We start from the raw sequence: 20,605 nt of genomic DNA, 5'->3' as shown, positions 1-20,605 counted from the left end.
TCATGATAGCGATTCTTAAAAGAACTCTCGGCATTAGCCTTCTAATATCCCTTGTTGGATGTGGGGTTAGAGGGCCTTTATATCTGCCAAATGTGCCACCAGCACCCAGCCCTCCCTCTGAGCCAGAACCCAAAGGTAAGCTCTATCCACCCCAAAGCCCAGCTGCTACTAACCCAATATCGACCAAGCAATGACAAGTAAAGCGATTCCACCCCCCGACTTAGCTGGATTTACAGAACGCAATGGCACTTGGTATGCAGAAGAAATTCCTTTGTCAGATTTGGCAAAAGAATTTGGCACGCCCTTGTATGTCTATAGCAAAAAAGCATTGGCCGAGGCTTATCAGGCCTATGACAAAGCTTGTGTAGATTCTTCCGGCAAAAGACGTGCTCGCGTCCACTATGCGATGAAGGCTAATAGCAATTTAGCGGTGATCGACTGTTTTAAAAAATTAGGCTCTGGCTTTGACTTAGTGAGTGGCGGAGAATTAGCTCGTGCTCTTGCAGTTGGCGCAGATCCAAAGAGCTTGGTATTCGCAGGTGTTGGTAAATCCGCCCCCGAAATTGCGCAGGCATTAGAAGCTGGCGTTAAATGTATCAACGTAGAATCGATTGCAGAACTGCATCAAATTAATCGCGTCGCTACTAAGCTGAATTGCCGCGCGCCAATTTCTTTACGTGTGAATCCCGATGTTGATGCACAAACCCACCCTTATATTTCTACTGGATTAAAAGGGAATAAATTTGGTATCGCTTATCACGAGGTTCTAAAAACATATCGTGAAGCCGCACTACTGTCACAAATTGATGTGGTTGGTATTGACTGTCATATTGGCTCACAAATCACAACGACTGCGCCCTATCTAGATGCGCTCGATAAAGTACTCGAGCTAGTGGCTCAATTGAAAAAAGAAGGTATCGAGATTCATCATCTCGATTTGGGTGGTGGTCTTGGTATCTCCTATGGCGACGATAACCCGCCCGATATTACTGAGTTCACCAACACCTTGCTCAATCGCGTTGCTGAGCGCGGCTTTGCGCATCTCGATGTGGTGTTAGAACCTGGCAGATCCCTAGTAGGTAATGCTGGCGTGCTGTTGACCCAAGTGGAGTATCTCAAACCCGGTGCTGAGAAAAACTTTTGTATTGTGGATGCAGCAATGACTGAGCTGATGCGTCCAGCCCTCTACGAGGCTTATCACGGCATCGTTCCAGTCCAAAGCAAGAATGTTGCAAGCTCTACTTATGACATCGTTGGGCCCGTATGTGAATCTGGTGACTGGCTCGGAAGAGATCGTGAGCTTGCCGTTGAAGAGGGTGATCTACTCGCCATTCTGTCAGCGGGTGCATATGGTTTTGTCATGGCATCGAATTACAACACCAGACCAAAGCCTGCGGAAATTATGGTTGATGGAAAAAATGCATACGTCATACGTGCGCGTGAGAATGTTGGCGACCTCTTTGCGAGTGAAACTGTCTTGCCAAACTAAATTCAATGCATAATTTATTGAGCTTGGTGAATTCTGGGCAATAAAAAACCCCGCTACATCAGCGGGGTTTTTGTTTCCTACTAACGTAAATTAATGCAAGCCTGCCATGTAATCAGCAACGGCTTTCATTTCTTGATCAGAAAGCTTAGTTGCAATCGTAGTCATCTGTGTACTATTTTTACGAGTGCCTTCGCGGAAAGCTAGCAACTGAGCTGCGTTGTAATCAGCCCATTGACCACCCATACGTGGATACTGTGATGGGATGCCGGCGCCAGTTGGGCTATGACATCCTGCACATGCTGGAACACCTTTGGCTGCAATACCGCCACGGTAAATGCTTTGACCTAGCTCAATTGTGTCTTTGTTCTGGGCAACGCCTTGGGATGCACGCTGACTAGCCAGATAAGCAGAAATATTATTCATATCTTGCTCAGTTAAGGTGGCGGCCATACCCATCATGATTGGGTTAGCTCGGGTACCGTCTTTGTAATTTTTCAGTTGCTTGGTGATGTAAGCGGCATGCTGCCCAGCGAGCTTAGGCCAAGCTGGGGTTGCACTTTGACCCTTAGGACCATGACATGTAAGGCAGGCAGTTACACCGCGGCTAGCATCGCCACTTGAATAAAGGGCTTCACCAACAGCCAGATCGACCTTAGGCTTACCTGGAACTGCCGGCTTTGCTGCGGCTTCAGCCATCGGAGCAGCGGCAGGCGCAGGATCTGCAGCACTAACCACGCTAGAGAAGCTGGTAATTGCCAGAAAGAAGCTGGCGGCTAGGCTAGCGCTTACGCTAGTTAATTTGGAGATTTGAGAGGTTTGACGCATTATGTTTACCTTGGCAAAAATTCCTAAAAGTGTTTGGGCCCTACTTTTACAACCTTTTACCCAACACCATGAGATATTTCATGATTTGGCGTGATTTTACAATAGCTTCTAGACATGTCTAAACTCTTTCAAGCCCGATTTGCGACCACAGTCAATGACACCCATTGCCTTCCTGCCACCCCGCTCCGAGAGGTGGCCTTTGCTGGGCGCTCAAATGCGGGCAAATCTAGCGCAATTAACGTCCTTTGTAACCAAAAACGCCTTGCTTTTGCGAGTAAAACGCCAGGTCGTACTCAGCACATTAACTATTTTGGGCTTTTTGCAAAAGACGATCTTTTAGCCTATCTAGTGGATTTGCCTGGCTATGGCTATGCGGCGGTCAACCACGAGACCAAATACCACTGGAATGCCCTTTTAAGCGATTATCTGCAGGAGCGAGAGCAGTTGGTAGGCATGGTCTTGATTGTGGACTCCAGGCGCGGCATCACCGATCTGGATGAGCAAATGATTCAGTGGTTTGTACCAACCGGCAAACCAATCCATATTTTGCTCAGCAAGTGCGACAAGCTCAATAAGAGTGAATGCAAGCATGCTCTAGAGGCTGTGCGTAAGCAACTACAACAATACGATCCAGCATTGCCTGATGGCAACGGTGAATCCAAGAAACTTACGGCACAATTATTCTCTAGCACCAAGCGCATTGGTCTTGAAGAGGCCGACAATATTGTTATTAAATGGTTATTTGAAGCAGAGACTCAAGAAGATGAAATCACAAGCTAACTCTTTATTGAACTTTCCGGCGCACCGCCCTCGTCGCATGCGACGTGATGAGTGGTCCCGTCGCCTGATGCAAGAAAATCATCTCAGCTCGAGCGATCTAATCTATCCAGTCTTCTTGCTTGAGGGTAAGAATCAATCTCAAGCCGTTGCTTCGATGCCTGGAGTCAATCGCGTATCTCTCGATTTACTTTTTAACGTTGCCGAAGAGTGCGTTGCATTAGGCATTCCGGTGATGGCACTCTTCCCGGTAATCGATGCATCACTAAAAACACCTGATGGTAAAGAAGCTTTTAATCCCAAGGGATTAATTCCAACTGCAGTACGCGAACTGAAGAATCGCTTTCCTAACTTGGGCATCATGACGGATGTTGCACTTGACCCTTACACAAGTCATGGTCAAGATGGTGTCTTAGATGAGCAAGGTCGTATTCTGAATGATGAGACTACGGCTATCTTGGTGCAACAAGCTGTTGCTCAGGCTGAAGCTGGTGTTGATATTGTTGCGCCATCAGACATGATGGATGGTCGCATCGGAAAAATTCGTGAAGCGCTAGAGCAGAAGAAACTCATTCACACTCGCATCATGGCTTACTCGGCTAAATATGCGTCAGCTTTTTATGGTCCGTTTCGTGATGCAGTAGGTTCAGCAAAAAATCTAGGTAAGGCTGATAAAAAAACGTATCAAATGGATTGCGCCAATACTGATGAGGCTTTGAGGGAGGTTGTACTTGATATCGGCGAGGGTGCTGATATGGTGATGGTCAAGCCTGGCATGCCTTACCTGGACATTGTTCGTAGGGTGCGTGATGAATTTAACTACCCCACTTATGCCTATCAAGTCAGTGGTGAATATGCCATGCTGAAAGCTGCTGCACAAAATGGTTGGCTTGATCATGATGCGGTGATGATGGAGTCATTGCTCGCATTTAAACGTGCCGGTGCCGATGGTATCTTGACTTACTTCGCACTCGAAGCTGCACGCCTTCTCAAGGCAAGTAAATAAATTTGATGGTAAAAACTGAATCAGTTCTTGCTGATTCAGCCTCAGATAATTTAATTTCCTAGTGCTTTTTTCAAGCGCTCAGCAAAACGTTGAGGTGGCATATAGCCAATCACCCGCTGTTCTTTTAACTCTTCAGAATTGAGATCAAAGATCAAAATTCCAGGTGGTCCGAACAATCCAAAGCGTTTCAATAACGCCTGATTCTCAGGGCTGTTTTTTGTTACGTCAGCCTGTAGCAAAACAAATTTCTGCAGCTCTTGATTTACTTCAGGATTGGCAAAAGTGTTGACCTCCATCTCCTTGCAAGAGATGCACCAGTCAGCATAGAAATCCAAGAGCACTAATTTCTTTTGTTCTTTTGCTTGAGATAAAAATTGATCCAGCTGAGCGCTTGAGTCAATTACAGCAAAACTGGCTTTTCCAATCTGATGTTGGCGCTGACCATTGGCTATTGTCTTGCCAACTTCGCCACCATTCATTTGCATTAAAGGAGATGCAATCCAAGCCGCCGTTGCGACCAATAAAACGCCCAAGGTTCTTTGCAGCCAAACCATCCACATGCCAGTTGATGGGATCAAAATACGAGCCTCAATCGCAATAAACAGCAGTGGTAAGCCCATGCCCAAGGCCATCACAAACAGGAGGCCTGCCCCCAAACTCATTGAGCCTGTTTGCGCAATAAAGGCCAGCACCCCGGCTAATGGGGCCGTAATGCATGGGCTGGCAACTAATGTTGAAATGCCGCCCAATGCAAAGGCACCCGCGAAGCTGCCACCCTTGTGTCGGCCTGCCAATTGATCCACCTTTTGCTGCCATGAGTGGGGCATTCTGAGCTCGTATAAGCCAAATAGACTGCCTGATAAGGCCAATAGCAGCAATGCAAACCCAATTAGCGCTACAGGGCTCTGTAGGGCTCTTTGAACGCTACCACCCAAGGCTGCCATCAAGACCCCTGCCAATGCGTATACACAGGCCATTCCGAGCACATAGGCTGCTGCCAAGAGGCTTGCGCGGGTCTTGCTAATAGATTGTTTGCCTTGTGTTCCAAACACGATGCTCGACAAAATAGGCAACATCGGGAGAACGCAAGGCGTAAACGCTAAAGCTAAGCCAAGAATAAAAAAGGCTAAAAATAAATAGCCTGTTGGCGTACTTTCTAAGAATCGGCTGATGGCATTGACATCATCACGCTCACGCCATACATCTATCAAGCTAAATTCTTTTTTGGCAGCATTCCCTGCGCCCACCCCATCCAATATTTCAGGGATTGGACTAGCCTTCACACCAGGCCCTGCAAGTAAAAACTTCAGGGTCATGGGTGGATAACAAATCCCGGCTTCAGCACACCCCTGCAATTCCAACTCGAAGTACAGTGGCTTGCCTATTTCTGCTTTTTTATCCAGCGTGAGGAGAAATGCTTGTTTATAAACCTGCATTTTCTTTTGAAAAGTTTCATCAAATTTTTCAATGCCTGCCGGTAATGTTGCCTTTACTGCCTCTAATTTGTTGGGCTGGGAGCCCATCTTGAAATGCAGGGACTCTTGATAGATGTAATAACCTTTGGCTGGAAAAATCTCCAACTCGATGTCATTCGTATTCACCGCCCATGTTGCTTCAGCCTGAAAGGCTTTCTCAGGCGGCAGAAATTCTGGGGCTGCAAAAGCATTGCCAATAAAGAATAAGAATACAGCCAGAACCGGAATGAATTTATTAATCAATCTCATGGGACTCACTTTAACTCGGCCTGCACCCACTTGCCATACTGCGCTTCATATTTCTCAGGAGCATAGGCAATCAGCTCTGGTAGGTCATATGGGTGATGGCTTTTGATGAAATGAGAAATATCTACCCATTTATCTGCAACTGTCTTTGCAGACAACAGAACTTCGTGTCCTTCGCATACCTTGCCGTCCCATCTATAAACGGAATGCACGCCCTCTTGAATTTGCACACAGGCAGCCAGACTCCTTTCAATCAGTTGATGCGCCATTTTCTTTGCATCTTCAAGTGATGCAAAAGTAGTAAGGACAATCAGTAATTCGAAAGATTTCTCTTGGGTCATGGCGTATTTATAACCGTATAAATGAAAAAAGCCAGACCGAAGCCTGGCTTTTAATCTTGCTAAAGGGCTTAAGCCTCTTCAGCTACTGCTGTTTCTTCAACTTCTGGACGATCTACCAACTCAACCAAAGCCATTGGTGCATTGTCACCATGACGGAAGCCGAACTTCAAAATGCGAAGGTAGCCGCCTGGACGGGTTGCGTAACGTGGGCCGAGCTCTGTGAAGAGTTTGGTCACGATGTCACGATCACGTGTGCGATTGAATGCTAAGCGACGGTTTGCTAAGTTGTCTTTTTTACCCAAGGTAATCAAAGGCTCAACAACCATGCGCAATTCTTTTGCTTTTGGCAAAGTGGTTTTAATCACTTCGTGCTCCAAAAGAGAATTGGACATGTTGCGCAGCATCGCCAAGCGATGTGATGATGTTCTATTTAGTTTGCGTAAGCCGTTTCCGTGACGCATGATGCTTCCTTTCTAATTATTTCTCGAGGTTAGCTGGAGGCCAGCTTTCGAGTTTCATGCCAAGACTTAAGCCACGAGCCGCCAATACATCTTTGATTTCATTCAAAGACTTACGACCTAAATTAGGCGTCTTCAACAATTCATTCTCTGTACGTTGAATCAAGTCACCGATGTAGTAAATGTTCTCAGCCTTCAAGCAGTTTGCAGAGCGAACTGTGAGTTCGAGATCATCAACCGGACGCATCAACATTGGATCAACCATTGAAGAGCGGCTTGGTGCGAGATCACCAGAAACTTCGCTGCTTTCAAGGGCTGCGAATACAACTAACTGATCAACCAAAATGGTAGCGGCTTGACGAATCGCCTCTTCAGGAGACAACACACCATTTGTTTCGATTGTCATTACGAGACGATCGAGGTCGGTACGCTGCTCAACACGAGCAGACTCAACAGCATAGCTAACACGGCTTACTGGGCTAAATGAGGCATCCAACACGATGCGACCAATAATCTTGGTAGCTTCGTCATGGTATTGACGCATATTGCCTGGTACATAGCCACGGCCTTTTTCAACCTTGATCTGCATATCCAACTTGCCACCAGCTGACAAGTGAGCAATAACGTGATCAGGATTAATGATTTCTACATCATGTGGCAAATCGATATCTTTTGCAGTAACAACGCCTGGGCCTTCTTTACGCAAATTGATAGTAACTTCGTCACGTGACTGCAACTTAAATACGATACCTTTGAGGTTCAACAAAAGGTTAACAACATCCTCTTGAACGCCATCTAATGTGGAGTACTCATGAACAACACCAGCAATTGCTACTTCAGTTGGTGCATAACCAACCATCGAGGACAACAAAACACGACGTAATGCATTGCCGAGTGTGTGGCCATAGCCACGCTCGAACGGCTCCATAACAACCTTAGCTTGGTTGGCGGTAAGCGCTTCAACAGAAATAATTTTTGGCTTGAGCAAATTTGTTTGCATATTTTTTCCTTGAGAGTGCCTAATTAGCGTGAATACAATTCGACGATCAAACTTTCATTAATTTCGCCGCTAATATCTTCGCGGTCAGGCACTTGCTTAAATGTTCCCTCGAGCTTGGCTGCGTCAACTGAAACCCAAGTAACTGCTGCCATTTGCCCAACCAAATTGAGTGATTCTGTAATACGCGCTTGCTTCTTCGCTTTTTCACGAATCGCCACTACATCACCAGGCTTAACCTGAATAGATGGAATGTTTACTGGATTGCCATTGAGCAAAATTGCGCAGTGAGAAACCAACTGACGTGCTTCAGCGCGTGTTGAACCAAAGCCCATGCGATACACCACGTTGTCTAAACGTGACTCAAGCAACTGGAGCAATGTTTCACCAGTGTTGCCCTTACGACGCTCAGCTTCTGCGAAGTAACGACGAAATTGACGCTCTAATACGCCATAGATACGTTTAACCTTTTGCTTTTCACGCAATTGATTACCGTAATCAGATGTTCTTGAGCCAGATGTACGGCCATGTTGACCAGGCTTAGTATCTAACTTGCACTTGTCTGACAGGGCGCGACGTGCGCTCTTTAAAAATAAGTCGGTACCTTCCCGACGTGCTAATTTGGCCTTAGGCCCTAAGTAACGTGCCACGATGCTTTCCTTTCTTTGCCGCAGTCTTACGACCTACGGTGAGTTCACCCTTTAATTCAGATGAACGGTGGGCTTTAATAAAAAACTACTAAAACTTGTACTGCCAACTACCTAGCTTAGATACGACGACGCTTTGGAGGACGGCAACCATTGTGTGGAACTGGAGTTACGTCTTGAATCTCAGTGATCTTGATGCCCAATGAGTTCAATGCACGAACTGCTGATTCACGACCTGGGCCTGGGCCCTTGATCTGAACTTCCAAATTCTTAATACCGCACTCAATGGCTGTCTTACCAGCAACTTCAGCAGCTACCTGAGCAGCAAAAGGTGTTGATTTACGTGAGCCCTTGAAGCCCTGGCCACCAGATGTTGCCCATGAGAGAGCATTACCTTGGCGATCAGTGATCGTAATAATGGTGTTATTAAAAGAAGCGTGAACGTGTGCAATACCGTCAGCAACGTTCTTTTTAACCTTCTTGCGTGCACGCTGTGAAGCTGCAGAAGCGGATTGTTGTTTTGCCATGTCAATAAACTTTCTTGATTATTTCTTGAGTTGCACGCCAGACTTACGTGGGCCCTTGCGGGTACGCGCGTTTGTCTTAGTACGTTGACCACGTACAGGCAAGCCCTTACGATGACGAACGCCACGATAGCAGCCTAAGTCCATCAAACGCTTGATGCTCATCGTTACTTCACGACGAAGGTCACCTTCAGTGATGAACTTACCTACTTCATCACGCAACTTTTCCAAGTCACCGTCAGTAAGGTCTTTAACTTTTTTGTCGATAGCAACACCTGTGGTTTCACAAATTTTGCGAGCACGTGTTGTGCCGATGCCAAAAATTGCTGTTAAACCGATAACAGTATGTTGATGATTTGGGATATTTACCCCAGCGATACGTGCCATGAGATTTCCTCTTAATTAACCAGATCAGCCTTGACGCTGCTTATGACGTGCGTCTGAAGAACAGATCACACGCACAACGCGTTTGCGCTTAATGATCTTGCAATTTCTGCAAATACACTTAACGGATGCCAAAACTTTCATAACTCACCTCTAAAAAAATATGTACTACTTAATCTTTACTTCGCTCGGAAAATGATTCTGGCGCGCGTTAGGTCGTAAGGAGTCATCTCCACCGTTACCTTATCTCCTGGCAATATGCGGATGTAATGCATCCTCATCTTTCCAGAAATGTGCCCTAGAACCACATGTCCGTTCTCTAGCTTCACGCGAAACATCGCGTTCGGCAAATTCTCAATAATTTCTCCCGCCATCTGAATTACATCGTCTTTAGACATTCAGTTAAGCGCCCATCTTAAAATTAGCTTTTTTCATCAAAGAACCATACTGTTGCTGCATTGCGAATGACTGAACTTGAGCCATAAAATCCATTGCAACAACGACAATAATCAACAATGAAGTACCGCCGAAATAGAACGGCACGTTGTACTTCAAGACTAAGAATTCTGGCAACAAGCAAACCAAAACCATGTAAATCGCACCAGCCAATGTTAAGCGAACCAAGATCTTGTCGATATAGCGACCAGTCTGATCGCCAGGACGAATACCTGGAACAAAAGCACCGCTCTTCTTCAAGTTATCTGCTGTGTCACGGCTATTGAAAACCAAAGCTGTGTAGAAGAAGCAGAAGAAAATAATCGCTGCGGCATACAAAATTGTGTACACGGGCTGACCCGGGGCCAATGTTGCTGCCAAATCTTTAATCACTCGGCTGAACATATTGGTTGGCTCGCCTGATGTAAACCAGCCGGCAATTGTTGCAGGAAACAAAATGATTGATGAAGCAAAAATTGGGGGAATAACACCAGCCATATTTAACTTCAATGGGAAGTATGAAGACTGACCGCCATAAACCTTATTACCAACTTGGCGCTTGGCGTAGTTCACCAAGATACGGCGCTGACCGCGCTCAACAAACACTACAAAATAAGTCACTGCAACGCAAATCACCACGATCAACAGAGCAGACAAAATATTCATAGAGCCTGTACGTACTAGCTCAAGCAAGCTTCCAATTGCTGAAGGCAATCCAGAAACAATACCGCCAAAAATAATGATGGAGATGCCGTTACCAAGTCCGCGTTCAGTAATCTGCTCACCTAGCCACATTAGGAACATCGTGCCAGTCACCAAAGTAACTACTGTGTTGAGTTCAAACATCAAGCCTGGATTAATTACTAAACCTGGTTGCGCCTGTAATGCAACTGAAATGCCTAAAGCCTGAAATGTTGCCAAGAATACAGTGCCATAACGGGTGTATTGGGTAATCTTGCGCTGTCCTGCTTGACCTTCTTTTTTCAAGGACTCTAGCGAGGGAACAACAATCGTCATCAATTGCATGATGATCGACGCGGAGATGTACGGCATGATTCCTAAAGCAAAAACTGTAAAGCGAGATAAAGCACCACCTGAGAACAGATTGAACATTCCCAAGATGCCATCTTTTTGACCGGAGAACAATTGAGCCAATTGGTCAGGATCAATACCTGGAACAGGAATGTGTGCGCCCAAACGGAACACGAGCAATGCCAAAACCAGGAATATCAAGCGTTGGCGTAATTCGCCAAACTTGCTTCCTGATTGAGCAATATTTGCTGTGTTGGTAGGTGCGAGTGCCATCGTTTACTAAAAACTAATTAAACCAAGTCAACCAATTTGCCGCCAGCTGCTTCAATAGCCGCTTTCGCACCTGCAGTTGCTGTAATACCTTTGAGGGTCACAGCAATTGACAATTCGCCAGTCTTGATTACTTTGACTGCATTGATTTGCTCGCCAGCAAAACCGTGAGCTCTCAAAACCAACAAGTCCACTTCTGGCAAGTTGATTTTTGCTAAGTCATTCAAAGTGATTTGACCAACGTGACGACGTGTCAAAGACACGAAACCACGTTTTGGCAAACGACGGTACATTGGCATCTGACCGCCCTCGAATCCAACCTTGTGGAATCCGCCTGAGCGTGATTTTTGACCTTTGTGACCGCGGCCAGCAGTTTTACCAAGACCAGAGCCGATGCCGCGACCTACGCGACGACGGTTTTTCTTAGATCCCTCTGCGGGTTTGAGTGTATTGAGTTGCATATTCTTCGCCTATTTACTTGCTAGTTATTAGCCAATGACTTTAACTAGATAAGAAACTTTATTAATCATTCCGCGAACAGCTGGAGTGTCTTCCAATTCTGAAACAGAATTGATGCGTCCGAGGCCTAAGCCACGAACAGTTGCACGGTGGCTTTCGCGTGTGCCGATCAAGCTGCGCACTAATTGCAGTTTGACTTTGGAGTTAGATGTTGTCATTTATAGATTCCTAATCTTTTGGTCTTAGCCGAGAATCTCTTCAACTGACTTACCGCGCTTAGCAGCAATTTCAGAAGGAGTGCTCATCTTGCTCAAACCATCAATCGTTGCACGAACCATGTTGTAAGGGTTTGTAGAGCCAAGTGACTTAGCAACAACGTTAGTTACACCCATTACATCGAAAATTGCGCGCATTGGGCCACCGGCGATAACGCCAGTACCATCTTTAGCTGGAGAAATCATCACGCGTGACGCGCCATGCTTACCAATCACAGTGTGTTGCAAAGTACCTTTACGTAAGGAAACTTTGATCATCTTGCGACGTGCTTCGTCCATTGCCTTTTGAACAGCAACTGGAACTTCTTTTGATTTGCCTTTGCCCATGCCGATACGACCATCGCCATCGCCAACTACAGTGAGTGCAGCGAAGCCGAGAATACGACCACCCTTAACCACTTTAGTTACACGATTAACAGCAATCATCTTCTCGCGAAGACCATCATCACGCTCTTCGTTTTGCATCTTGGTTTGCATTTTTGCCATGTTTTTTCCTAAACCCTATTAGAACTTCAGGCCGGCTTCACGCGCAGCTTCAGCTAAGGCCTTAATACGGCCGTGGTAACGATGACCGGAACGATCAAAAGCAACATCAACAATGCCTGCCTTAACAGCACGCTCAGCAACTAATTTGCCGATTTGTTTTGCCGCATCAGCGTTGCCGCCGTTTTTGATCGCTTGGCGCAAATCTTTTTCCATTGTTGAAGCAGCTGCTACAACTTTGGTTCCGCATGGGCTATATACCTGTGCAGAAATATGTGAATTGCTACGGATAACTGTTAAGCGATTTGCCAATGCTTCGGCAATGCGAATACGAGTCTGCCTAGCACGTCTTTGTCTGGATTCGTCTTTATTCATTTTCTAATCTCGCTTACTTCTTCTTAGTTTCTTTCAGGTGTACAACCTCATCCACGTAGCGAACGCCTTTGCCTTTATATGGCTCTGGTGAACGGTATGCGCGAACTTCAGCTGCGACCTGGCCAACCTGTTGCTTGTTGGAACCTTTGATAATGATTTCAGTTTGAGTTGGAGTCTCAGCTTTTACACCCTTTGGCAGGTTGTAAATAATGTCGTGTGAGAAACCTAACTGCAATTTAAGTGATTCGCCTTGAGCAGCAGCACGATAACCAACGCCTACCAAGCTAAGCTTGCGCTCAAAGCCAGTAGTTACGCCAACAACCATGTTGTTTACTAAGGCGCGAGCTGTACCTGACTGTGCACCAGCTTCTGGTGTGTCGTTATTTAAAACAACTGTCAATACGCCATCTTCTTGTTTCAAACCAACAGAAGGATGCAAGTTGTGTGTCAAAGTTCCCAATGGGCCCTTAACAGTAATGTTTGCACCGTTGATGCTGATCTCAGCGCCCTTTGGGACTGGAATAGGTGATTTACCAACGCGGGACATATTTCTCTCCTTACGCGACGTAGCAAATAACTTCGCCACCAACGCCGTTTGCACGTGCTTTGCGGTCTGTCATTACGCCTTGTGGGGTTGAAATAATTGCAATGCCCAAGCCATTCATTACTTCAGGAATGTCATGGCGGCCTTTGTAGATACGTAGACTTGGTGTAGAAACACGGTCGATACGCTCAATAACAGGGCGGCCTGCATAGTATTTGAGTTCAATGTGTAGCACTGGCTTAGCTGCTTCACCTTTGATTTCAAAACTATCGATATAACCTTCATCCTGCAAGACTTTTGCAATAGCTACTTTAACTTTTGACGACGGCATCAAGACTACGGGTTTCTGCACTGCTTGCGCATTGCGGATCCTTGTCAACATGTCGGCGATTGGATCGCTGATACTCATGAGTTCTCCTAATTCTTTCGCCGCTTACCAGCTGGCCTTGGTTAAACCGGGGATTTCGCCACGGAAGGCGATTTCACGAATTTTGCTACGCGCTAAACCAAACTTACTGAATACACCGCGCGGACGACCGGTTAATGAACAACGATTTCTTTGACGAATCGGGCTTGCGTTACGTGGAAGTGCCTGTAGCTTCAAGCGAGCTTCATAGCGCTCTTCATCACTGCGTGATTGATCAGCAATGATTGCCTTGAGTTCAGCACGCTTTACAGCGTACTTCTCTACAGTTTTTGTGCGCTTATTCTCGCGCTCAATTAGGGATAGTTTTGCCACGTTAGCCTCTTAATTGCGGAAAGGGAATTTGAACGCTGCTAACAAAGCTTTTGCTTCTTCGTCAGTCTTAGCGGTTGTCGTAATACTGATATTGAGACCACGGAGGGCGTCAATTTTGTCGTATTCGATTTCAGGGAAAATGATTTGCTCTTTAACGCCAATGTTGTAGTTACCACGGCCGTCAAATGCCTTACCGGAAATTCCGCGGAAGTCACGTACGCGTGGCAAAGCAACAGTTACGAAACGATCTAAAAATTCGTACATGCGTGCACCACGCAATGTAACCATGGCACCGATTGGGTAGCCTTGACGAATTTTGAAACCAGCAATCGCTTTTTTCGCTTTTGTCACAACTGGCTTTTGACCTGCTACTTTAGTCAAATCACCAACTGCATTTTCGATAATTTTCTTGTCGTTCACTGCATCGCCTAAGCCCATATTCAGGGTTACCTTAGTGATACGTGGAACTTCCATTACTGACTTGTAACCAAACTTGGCGATCAAATCAGCAACTACTTTAGCTTGATAGTGTTCTTGAAAACGTGTGCTCATAATTTCTCCGTGCCCCTTATGCGCTTAAAGTCGCGCCAGTGGTTTTGAGGAAACGCTGCTTCTTACCATCAACGAGTTTGATACCAACACGTGATGGTTTGCCGTTACCGTCAACCAAAGCCACATTAGAAATGTGAACAGGCATCGTCTTGTCAATCATGCCGCCAGTAACACCGGCTGCTGGATTTGGCTTAACGCTCTTTTTATAAATGTTTACGCCTTCGATCACTAACTTGTTCTCGAGAACGGCTGTAACAGTTCCTTGTTTGCCTTTATCGCGGCCAGTCAAGAGAACTACTGAATCACCTTTACGAATCTTTTTCATATCAGCCTCTTAAATAACTTCGGGGGCGAGAGAAACGATCTTCATGAACTTCTCAGTACGCAATTCGCGCGTAACTGGTCCAAAGATACGTGTGCCGATTGGCTCTAACTTGGCGTTGAGCAATACCGCAGCGTTTCCATCGAACTTAATCAATGAGCCGTCTGGACGACGTACACCCTTAGCAGTTCTCACTACTACGGCGTTATAAATATCACCTTTTTTTACACGGCCACGTGGAGCAGCGGACTTTACAGTCACTTTGATGACATCACCGATACTGGCGTAACGACGCTTAGAGCCGCCCAATACCTTGATGCACAAAACTTCACTGGCGCCTGTGTTATCGGCGACCTGTAATCTACTTTCGGTCTGAATCATTTTTTAATCCCCAACTTGTTAGCCAAAGGCAAACAGTCTTGGTTCCGTCTATGGGCTTTAACGAAAGTTAAAACCCGGAATTAATGAAAAAACACTGCTTCTCCCAATACAACCAGAGAAGCCTTCTATCATACTACGTAAAACAGGGATTTGGCAAGAAAGTTCGCCAAAATCCCTAATATTTCTTTAAATACCCTTTGAAGCCTCTACCAAACGGGTCACAACCCAAGATTTAGTGCGTGAAATTGGCTTAGATTCAGCAATTTCAACGGTATCACCCATCTTGTATTGACCAGCTTCGTCGTGAGCGTGGTACTTTTTGGACTGTCCAACATATTTGCCATAAAGCGCATGTTTTACTTGGCGCTCAACTAGCACAGTCACAGTTTTTTGCATTTTGTCGCTAACGACACGACCCACAAGGGTGCGGCGCAAGGGTTTAGATAATTCTGTCATATCCCTTTTTCCTTATTTCTGTGCAGTTTTTTGAGTAATAAAAGTCTTTACGCGAGCAATTTCACGCTTAGTTTTACCCAATTGGCTGGTATTTGTGAGTTGCTGAGTACCCTTTTGCATACGGAGCTTGAAGCTAGTCTTCAAGAGCTCTGTTAATTCTGCGTTCAAGGCAACCAGATCTTTGGATGCTAATTCTGTCTTTTTCATAATCTCTATCCCGATCAACCTAAGTGGCGAATCACGAAAGTGGTTTGCAATGGCAATTTAGCTGCTGCAAGCTTGAAAGCCTCGCGCGCCAAACCTTCATCCACGCCATCCATCTCGTACAAAATCTTGCCTGGTTGAATTTCTGCTACGTAGTACTCTGGATTACCTTTACCGTTACCCATACGTACTTCAGCTGGCTTTTGTGAAATTGGCTTGTCTGGGAAAATACGAATCCAGATACGACCACCACGCTTAATGTGACGGGTCATTGCGCGACGTGCAGATTCAATCTGACGTGCGGTCAAACGACCACGGCCAATAGCTTTCAATCCAAAGTCACCAAAGGCTACTGAACTACCGCGTGTTGCCACGCCAGTGTTACGTCCCTTTTGTTCCTTGCGATACTTACGACGCTTTGGTTGTAGCATGCTTACTCTCCTGACTTCTGCGCTTCAGCACTTGCGGCTTCAACGGCTTTCGGTGCACGCTTTACTGCAGGCTTAGCAGCAACTAATGGCTTGCTGTCGGCTGCTGGTTTGCGTGCGGTTGTTTTAGCTGGTGCGCGACGTGGCTTCTTCTCTTCAGCTGCTGGCTCTGCTGTAACTGCTGCAGCATCAGCACCGCGGCCTAATGTATCGCCTTTGTAAACCCAAACTTTTACACCGATGATGCCGTATGTTGTTTCCGCCTCAGAAGTTGCGTAATCAATATCAGCCTTCAATGTATGAAGTGGAACGCGACCTTCACGATACCATTCGCGACGTGCAATTTCAGCACCGTTCAAACGGCCAGAAGACATGATCTTGATCCCTTGTGCACCAAGGCGCATTGCATTTTGCATTGCACGCTTCATTGCACGACGGAACATGATGCGCTTCTCTAGCTGTTGAGTAATAGAGTCAGCGATCAATTGCGCATCTACTTCAGGCTTACGAATTTCTTCGATGTTCACGTGGACTGGAACGCCCATACGCTTCTGGAGTTCACGACGGAGCACTTCAATATCTTCACCTTTTTTACCGATCACAACACCTGGGCGTGAGCTGTAAATAGTGATACGTGCGTTCTTTGCAGGACGCTCAATAATGACTTTACTTACGGACGCATTCTTTAACTTCTTCTTGAGATAGATGCGGACATCTACGTCCTCTTTAAGCATCTTCGCAAAATCAGTATTGTTTGCATACCAACGTGATGTCCAGTTCTTCGTTACCGAGAGTCGGAATCCGGTTGGGTTTATCTTTTGTCCCATATCTTTCCTTAGTTACTCAAGGTCACGGTGATGTGACATGTTTGTTTTTCGATTTGATTACCGCGACCCTTAGCACGTGCTGTGAAGCGCTTCAAGGAAGTACCCTTATCAACAATAATTGTTGAAACCTTGAGCTCATCAATATCAGCACCCTTATTGTGTTCAGCGTTGGCCATTGCGGACTCAACAACTTTTTTCACAATGAAGGCAGCTTTCTTGGGGCTGAAATTCAAAATGTTCAATGCGCGTGCAATTGGCAAACCACGAATTTGGTCAGCGACCAAACGTGTCTTTTGCGCAGAAATGCGGGCGCCTTTGTGAATAGCTTTAACTTCCATCATCATCCCCTTACTTCTTCGTTACTTTCTTGTCAGCAGCGTGACCTTTGAAAGTACGGGTCAAGGCAAATTCGCCTAACTTATGACCCACCATGTTTTCTGATACATATACCGGAACGTGTTGACGACCGTTATGTACAGCAATCGTCAGACCAATGAAGTCTGGGAGGATTGTTGAACGGCGTGACCAAGTTTTGATCGGCTTTTTGTCTTTGTTGGCTTGTGCAACTTCAACTTTTTTTACTAAGCTGGCGTCGCAAAATGGGCCTTTTTTAGCTGAACGTGTCATATCTATTTATCCTTATCGCTTAACGTTTTTGACGACGTTGAACGATCATCGAAGTTGTACGCTTATTGCGACGTGTACGATAACCTTTAGTTGGTGTGCCCCATGGGGAGACAGGTACACGGCCTTCGCCAGTTCTACCTTCACCACCACCGTGTGGGTGATCTACTGGGTTCATTGCCACACCGCGAACGGTTGGGCGAATACCACGCCAGCGATTTGCACCAGCTTTACCGATAACGCGCAAGCTATGCTCTTCATTACCAACTTCACCAATAGTGGCACGGCAATCGATCAAAATACGGCGAACTTCACCAGAGCGCAAGCGCACCTGAGCGTATACACCTTCACGAGCTAATAACACTGCAGAGCCACCAGCAGAACGTGCGATTTGAGCACCTTTGCCCGGCAACATTTCTACGCAATGAATTGTGCTACCAACTGGAATATTACGAATTGGCAAGTTGTTACCAGACTTGATTGGGGCTTCAGAGCCACTCATCAATGCCTGACCAACAGTCATGCCTTTTGCAGCAAGAATATAGCGACGCTCACCATCAGCAAACACGATCAATGCAATATTTGCACTGCGATTTGGATCGTATTCCAAACGCTCAACTTTTGCTGGAATACCATCTTTGTCGTTGCGTTTGAAATCAACAACACGATAGTGATGCTTATGACCACCACCCTTATGACGGGTAGTGATATGACCATTATTGTTACGACCTGCTTTTTGGAACTGTGGCTCTACCAACGCTGCAAAAGGCTTACCTTTATGCAGATCAGGATTTACCACCTTGACCATTGAGCGACGACCTGGTGAGGTCGGTTTTGTCTTCATCAAAGGCATGATTAATTCGCCTCCGCTTCAAAGTTAATTTCTTGACCTGGCTTCAAGCTAACGTAGGCCTTCTTAGTGTGGTCACGACGACCTTCAAAACGGCCATAGCGCTTTGGCTTACCTTTTTGATTCACGATTTGAACAGAGTCAACTTGCACCTTGAAGAGCAACTCAACCGCTTGTTTCACATCGCTCTTATTAGCGTCGCGTGTAACTTGGAATACTACTTGTTCGTTTTTCTCTGCAACCATAGTTGCTTTTTCAGAGATAACCGGTCCAAGCAGAACCTTCATCAAGCTGTGATCGTTTTTACGGACTTGGCTCATTTCAGCAACTCCTCAATTTTTGCGATCGCTGCTTTGCTTACCAATACTTTTTTGTATTGAACTAAAGCTAATGGATCAGCGTGCTGTGGCTCACATACAGCAACCTTATGCAAGTTGCGTGATGCCAAATACAAATTCTCGCTAACCTGATCAACGATGATCAAGACTGAATCCAAGCCCATTGCTTTAACTTTGTCAGCTAAAACTTTAGTCTTTGGAGCATCAAGATTAAATTGGTCAACAACATTCAAACGACCTTCGCGTGCTAACTGAGACAGAATAGATCTCATACCAGCGCGGTACATTTTCTTGTTTACTTTTTGGCTGAAATTTTCTTCAGGTGAATTCGGGAATATACGACCACCTCCACGCCACAGCGGGGAAGAGCTCATACCAGCACGAGCACGACCAGTACCTTTTTGACGCCAAGGTTTTTTGGTTGTGTGCTTAACTTGCTCACGGTCTTTTTGTGCACGGTTACCGCTACGTGCATTTGCTTGGTAAGCCACAACAACTTGGTGTACCAATGCTTCGTTATATTCGCGCTCGAATACTTCTGGTGAGGCTTGAACGCCTGCGCCCAAAGTTCCGTTATCTTGGAGAAGCTTAAGTTCCATATTCGCTCTCCTTATTTCTTCTTCAACGGTGTCTTCACCGCTGGAGTAACAATAACTTTACCGCCTGGGGCACCTGGAATAGCGCCTTTAACCATGATGAGATTACGTTCTGCATCAATGCGTGCGATGACTAAATTTTGTACAGTGCGTGTTTCGTCACCAAGGTGGCCTGTCATGCGCTTACCTGGGAAAACACGACCTGGATCTTGCGCCATACCGATAGAACCTGGCACGTTATGTGAACGTGAGTTACCGTGTGACGCGCGACCTGAAGCGAAGTGGTGGCGCTTGATGGTACCGGCATAACCTTTACCAATCGTTACACCTTGTACATCTACTTTTTGGCCAGCAGCAAATGCAGTGTCAGCAGGAATTACTTGTCCTGGTGCCATTTCAGCGATTTTTGCTGCATCTAAATGAAATTCGTTGAGACCGTTACCAGCCATCACACCCGCCTTAGCGAAGTGACCAGCCATTGCTTTGGTAACGCGAGTAGCTCTACGTGTGCCATGTGCCAACTGGATAGCATCATAGCCATCAGTTGCCTGGGTCTTGATTTGAGCGATTCTGTTGTCGCTCACGTCAATTACGGTGACAGGAATCGCTTCCCCTTCGTCCGTAAATAGACGGGTCATGCCGATCTTGCGACCGATTAAGCCTAAGCTCATATTCATGCTCCACGCCGACTTCGATTGGTCGGCAAAATTAATTTAAGTGATTTACAAGTAAAAGTACTTCTAAATCAATAACTTACAACGTTTTTAATGCTGATAAAACCTTTAAATTCGCCCAAATAATTGAGCGAAGCCTTAGATTCTATCCCGAAAGGCCAGTCTTGGCAAGCGCTAAGACTGGAAATACTGAATTACTGCAACTTAATTTCGACGTCCACACCTGCTGGGAGGTCTAATTTCATCAAGGCATCCACTGTTTTCTCTGTAGGATCAACGATATCCATCAAACGCAGATGGGTACGAATCTCTAACTGGTCACGTGAAGTCTTGTTTACGTGTGGTGAACGCAAAATATCAAAACGCTCGATACGAGTTGGCAAAGGTACTGGACCCTTAACAACTGCACCAGTACGCTTAGCTGTATCAACGATTTCAGCTGCAGACTGGTCGATCAAACGGTAATCAAATGCTTTAAGACGAATACGAATTTTTTGGTTTTGCATATTAATTCCAAAGAGCGTTGCGGTGCTGCCGCGTTATATTTCTAAAGAGCTCGGTGACATCAGCAG

The 20,605-nt window shown here is 45.9% G+C and carries 36 protein-coding genes; 4 read left to right on the top strand and 32 right to left on the bottom strand.

What is annotated here, in order from left to right:
• Positions 1–2 precede the first annotated feature (2 nt).
• Both lptM and lysA read left to right on the top strand, forming a co-directional pair.
• A complete protein-coding gene (lptM, locus tag AOC19_RS09370) occupies positions 3–194 on the top strand; it encodes an LPS translocon maturation chaperone LptM (RefSeq protein WP_215376453.1) in 192 nt (63 codons plus the stop codon).
• Positions 191–1,489, top strand: a complete 1,299-nt coding sequence (gene lysA, locus AOC19_RS00435; protein WP_215376450.1) for a diaminopimelate decarboxylase — start codon at positions 191–193, stop codon at positions 1,487–1,489. Before lptM ends, lysA begins: the two co-directional genes overlap by 4 nt.
• A 90-nt stretch (positions 1,490–1,579) precedes the next feature.
• On the opposite strand, the gene AOC19_RS00430 is transcribed toward lysA, so the two are convergent.
• Positions 1,580–2,314 carry a c-type cytochrome gene (locus tag AOC19_RS00430; RefSeq protein WP_215376448.1) on the bottom strand — a complete coding sequence of 245 codons (735 nt, stop codon included), beginning with the start codon at positions 2,312–2,314 and terminating at the stop codon, positions 1,580–1,582.
• Positions 2,315–2,428: 114 nt separating this feature from the next.
• On the opposite strand from AOC19_RS00430, the gene yihA reads away from it, so the two are divergent.
• Both yihA and hemB read left to right on the top strand, forming a co-directional pair.
• Complete coding sequence (gene yihA / locus AOC19_RS00425) at positions 2,429–3,094, top strand: ribosome biogenesis GTP-binding protein YihA/YsxC (RefSeq protein WP_215376446.1); 666 nt, start codon at positions 2,429–2,431, stop codon at positions 3,092–3,094.
• A complete protein-coding gene (gene hemB, locus AOC19_RS00420) occupies positions 3,078–4,097 on the top strand; it encodes a porphobilinogen synthase (RefSeq protein WP_215376444.1) in 1,020 nt (339 codons plus the stop codon). The genes yihA and hemB overlap by 17 nt, the downstream gene beginning before the upstream one ends.
• Before the next feature lie 50 nt (positions 4,098–4,147).
• Here the strand turns inward: hemB and dsbD are convergent, their stop codons facing one another.
• From dsbD to rpsJ, 31 genes are all read right to left on the bottom strand, one after another.
• Positions 4,148–5,821: a protein-disulfide reductase DsbD gene (dsbD, locus tag AOC19_RS00415; protein ID WP_215376442.1), complete on the bottom strand. Its 1,674-nt coding sequence runs from the start codon at positions 5,819–5,821 to the stop codon at positions 4,148–4,150.
• Between the two features lie 5 nt (positions 5,822–5,826).
• Complete coding sequence (gene cutA / locus AOC19_RS00410) at positions 5,827–6,159, bottom strand: divalent-cation tolerance protein CutA (protein WP_215376440.1); 333 nt, start codon at positions 6,157–6,159, stop codon at positions 5,827–5,829.
• 68 nt (positions 6,160–6,227) lie between these two features.
• Entirely contained in the window at positions 6,228–6,620 is a 393-nt protein-coding gene (rplQ, locus tag AOC19_RS00405) for a 50S ribosomal protein L17 (RefSeq protein ID WP_015420256.1), read from the bottom strand.
• A 16-nt stretch (positions 6,621–6,636) separates the two neighbouring features.
• Entirely contained in the window at positions 6,637–7,617 is a 981-nt protein-coding gene (locus tag AOC19_RS00400) for a DNA-directed RNA polymerase subunit alpha (protein ID WP_015420255.1), read from the bottom strand.
• 23 nt (positions 7,618–7,640) lie between these two features.
• On the bottom strand, positions 7,641–8,264 hold the full coding sequence (gene rpsD / locus AOC19_RS00395; RefSeq protein WP_068320135.1) for a 30S ribosomal protein S4: 624 nt from the start codon (positions 8,262–8,264) through the stop codon (positions 7,641–7,643).
• Positions 8,265–8,380: 116 nt separating this feature from the next.
• Positions 8,381–8,788 (bottom strand): 30S ribosomal protein S11, encoded by a 408-nt coding sequence (gene rpsK / locus AOC19_RS00390; protein ID WP_015420254.1) that lies wholly within the window; start codon positions 8,786–8,788, stop codon positions 8,381–8,383.
• Between the two features lie 18 nt (positions 8,789–8,806).
• A complete protein-coding gene (gene rpsM / locus AOC19_RS00385; protein ID WP_015420253.1) occupies positions 8,807–9,172 on the bottom strand; it encodes a 30S ribosomal protein S13 in 366 nt (121 codons plus the stop codon).
• 24 nt (positions 9,173–9,196) lie between these two features.
• Complete coding sequence (rpmJ, locus tag AOC19_RS00380; RefSeq protein ID WP_012357167.1) at positions 9,197–9,313, bottom strand: 50S ribosomal protein L36; 117 nt, start codon at positions 9,311–9,313, stop codon at positions 9,197–9,199.
• Positions 9,314–9,348: 35 nt separating this feature from the next.
• Positions 9,349–9,567, bottom strand: coding sequence for a translation initiation factor IF-1 (infA, locus tag AOC19_RS00375; protein ID WP_015420252.1), 219 nt, complete (start codon positions 9,565–9,567; stop codon positions 9,349–9,351).
• A 4-nt stretch (positions 9,568–9,571) separates the two neighbouring features.
• The gene (gene secY, locus AOC19_RS00370; RefSeq protein WP_215376438.1) at positions 9,572–10,909 is read right to left on the bottom strand and encodes a preprotein translocase subunit SecY; all 1,338 of its coding nucleotides are present in this window, start codon (positions 10,907–10,909) and stop codon (positions 9,572–9,574) included.
• A 17-nt stretch (positions 10,910–10,926) separates the two neighbouring features.
• Positions 10,927–11,367: a 50S ribosomal protein L15 gene (rplO, locus tag AOC19_RS00365; RefSeq protein ID WP_015420250.1), complete on the bottom strand. Its 441-nt coding sequence runs from the start codon at positions 11,365–11,367 to the stop codon at positions 10,927–10,929.
• 27 nt (positions 11,368–11,394) lie between these two features.
• Positions 11,395–11,583, bottom strand: coding sequence for a 50S ribosomal protein L30 (gene rpmD, locus AOC19_RS00360; RefSeq protein ID WP_015420249.1), 189 nt, complete (start codon positions 11,581–11,583; stop codon positions 11,395–11,397).
• A gap of 24 nt (positions 11,584–11,607) precedes the next feature.
• Positions 11,608–12,126, bottom strand: a complete 519-nt coding sequence (gene rpsE, locus AOC19_RS00355) for a 30S ribosomal protein S5 (protein ID WP_015420248.1) — start codon at positions 12,124–12,126, stop codon at positions 11,608–11,610.
• Between the two features lie 18 nt (positions 12,127–12,144).
• The gene (rplR, locus tag AOC19_RS00350; RefSeq protein WP_015420247.1) at positions 12,145–12,498 is read right to left on the bottom strand and encodes a 50S ribosomal protein L18; all 354 of its coding nucleotides are present in this window, start codon (positions 12,496–12,498) and stop codon (positions 12,145–12,147) included.
• Between the two features lie 13 nt (positions 12,499–12,511).
• Positions 12,512–13,045: a 50S ribosomal protein L6 gene (rplF, locus tag AOC19_RS00345; RefSeq protein ID WP_215302347.1), complete on the bottom strand. Its 534-nt coding sequence runs from the start codon at positions 13,043–13,045 to the stop codon at positions 12,512–12,514.
• A gap of 10 nt (positions 13,046–13,055) precedes the next feature.
• Positions 13,056–13,451: a 30S ribosomal protein S8 gene (gene rpsH, locus AOC19_RS00340; RefSeq protein ID WP_015420245.1), complete on the bottom strand. Its 396-nt coding sequence runs from the start codon at positions 13,449–13,451 to the stop codon at positions 13,056–13,058.
• Between the two features lie 24 nt (positions 13,452–13,475).
• Entirely contained in the window at positions 13,476–13,781 is a 306-nt protein-coding gene (gene rpsN / locus AOC19_RS00335; RefSeq protein WP_046329384.1) for a 30S ribosomal protein S14, read from the bottom strand.
• 9 nt (positions 13,782–13,790) lie between these two features.
• Complete coding sequence (gene rplE / locus AOC19_RS00330) at positions 13,791–14,333, bottom strand: 50S ribosomal protein L5 (protein ID WP_046329383.1); 543 nt, start codon at positions 14,331–14,333, stop codon at positions 13,791–13,793.
• A gap of 16 nt (positions 14,334–14,349) precedes the next feature.
• Entirely contained in the window at positions 14,350–14,658 is a 309-nt protein-coding gene (rplX, locus tag AOC19_RS00325; RefSeq protein WP_015420242.1) for a 50S ribosomal protein L24, read from the bottom strand.
• 9 nt (positions 14,659–14,667) lie between these two features.
• The gene (gene rplN / locus AOC19_RS00320; RefSeq protein ID WP_015420241.1) at positions 14,668–15,036 is read right to left on the bottom strand and encodes a 50S ribosomal protein L14; all 369 of its coding nucleotides are present in this window, start codon (positions 15,034–15,036) and stop codon (positions 14,668–14,670) included.
• A 186-nt stretch (positions 15,037–15,222) separates the two neighbouring features.
• The gene (gene rpsQ / locus AOC19_RS00315) at positions 15,223–15,492 is read right to left on the bottom strand and encodes a 30S ribosomal protein S17 (RefSeq protein ID WP_015420240.1); all 270 of its coding nucleotides are present in this window, start codon (positions 15,490–15,492) and stop codon (positions 15,223–15,225) included.
• A 12-nt stretch (positions 15,493–15,504) separates the two neighbouring features.
• Complete coding sequence (gene rpmC, locus AOC19_RS00310; RefSeq protein ID WP_015420239.1) at positions 15,505–15,699, bottom strand: 50S ribosomal protein L29; 195 nt, start codon at positions 15,697–15,699, stop codon at positions 15,505–15,507.
• Between the two features lie 14 nt (positions 15,700–15,713).
• A complete protein-coding gene (rplP, locus tag AOC19_RS00305) occupies positions 15,714–16,127 on the bottom strand; it encodes a 50S ribosomal protein L16 (protein WP_015420238.1) in 414 nt (137 codons plus the stop codon).
• Between the two features lie 2 nt (positions 16,128–16,129).
• Entirely contained in the window at positions 16,130–16,951 is an 822-nt protein-coding gene (gene rpsC, locus AOC19_RS00300; RefSeq protein WP_215376436.1) for a 30S ribosomal protein S3, read from the bottom strand.
• An 8-nt stretch (positions 16,952–16,959) separates the two neighbouring features.
• Positions 16,960–17,292: a 50S ribosomal protein L22 gene (gene rplV, locus AOC19_RS00295; protein WP_205621309.1), complete on the bottom strand. Its 333-nt coding sequence runs from the start codon at positions 17,290–17,292 to the stop codon at positions 16,960–16,962.
• Between the two features lie 7 nt (positions 17,293–17,299).
• Positions 17,300–17,578: a 30S ribosomal protein S19 gene (gene rpsS, locus AOC19_RS00290; RefSeq protein WP_011901904.1), complete on the bottom strand. Its 279-nt coding sequence runs from the start codon at positions 17,576–17,578 to the stop codon at positions 17,300–17,302.
• Positions 17,579–17,597: 19 nt separating this feature from the next.
• Positions 17,598–18,428 (bottom strand): 50S ribosomal protein L2, encoded by an 831-nt coding sequence (rplB, locus tag AOC19_RS00285; RefSeq protein ID WP_015420235.1) that lies wholly within the window; start codon positions 18,426–18,428, stop codon positions 17,598–17,600.
• A gap of 2 nt (positions 18,429–18,430) precedes the next feature.
• On the bottom strand, positions 18,431–18,745 hold the full coding sequence (rplW, locus tag AOC19_RS00280; protein ID WP_076024545.1) for a 50S ribosomal protein L23: 315 nt from the start codon (positions 18,743–18,745) through the stop codon (positions 18,431–18,433).
• The gene (rplD, locus tag AOC19_RS00275; protein WP_015420233.1) at positions 18,742–19,362 is read right to left on the bottom strand and encodes a 50S ribosomal protein L4; all 621 of its coding nucleotides are present in this window, start codon (positions 19,360–19,362) and stop codon (positions 18,742–18,744) included. Before rplD ends, rplW begins: the two co-directional genes overlap by 4 nt.
• 11 nt (positions 19,363–19,373) lie before the next feature.
• On the bottom strand, positions 19,374–20,030 hold the full coding sequence (gene rplC / locus AOC19_RS00270; RefSeq protein ID WP_215326125.1) for a 50S ribosomal protein L3: 657 nt from the start codon (positions 20,028–20,030) through the stop codon (positions 19,374–19,376).
• Between the two features lie 197 nt (positions 20,031–20,227).
• Positions 20,228–20,539: a 30S ribosomal protein S10 gene (rpsJ, locus tag AOC19_RS00265; protein WP_011901899.1), complete on the bottom strand. Its 312-nt coding sequence runs from the start codon at positions 20,537–20,539 to the stop codon at positions 20,228–20,230.
• Positions 20,540–20,605: the final 66 nt, after the last annotated feature.

Source organism: Polynucleobacter asymbioticus (assembly GCF_018687575.1).
Classification (GTDB): Bacteria; Pseudomonadota; Gammaproteobacteria; order Burkholderiales; family Burkholderiaceae; genus Polynucleobacter; species Polynucleobacter asymbioticus_C.
Note: the sequence above shows the minus strand (reverse complement) of the source record. Positions and strands in the feature narration are given on the sequence as shown.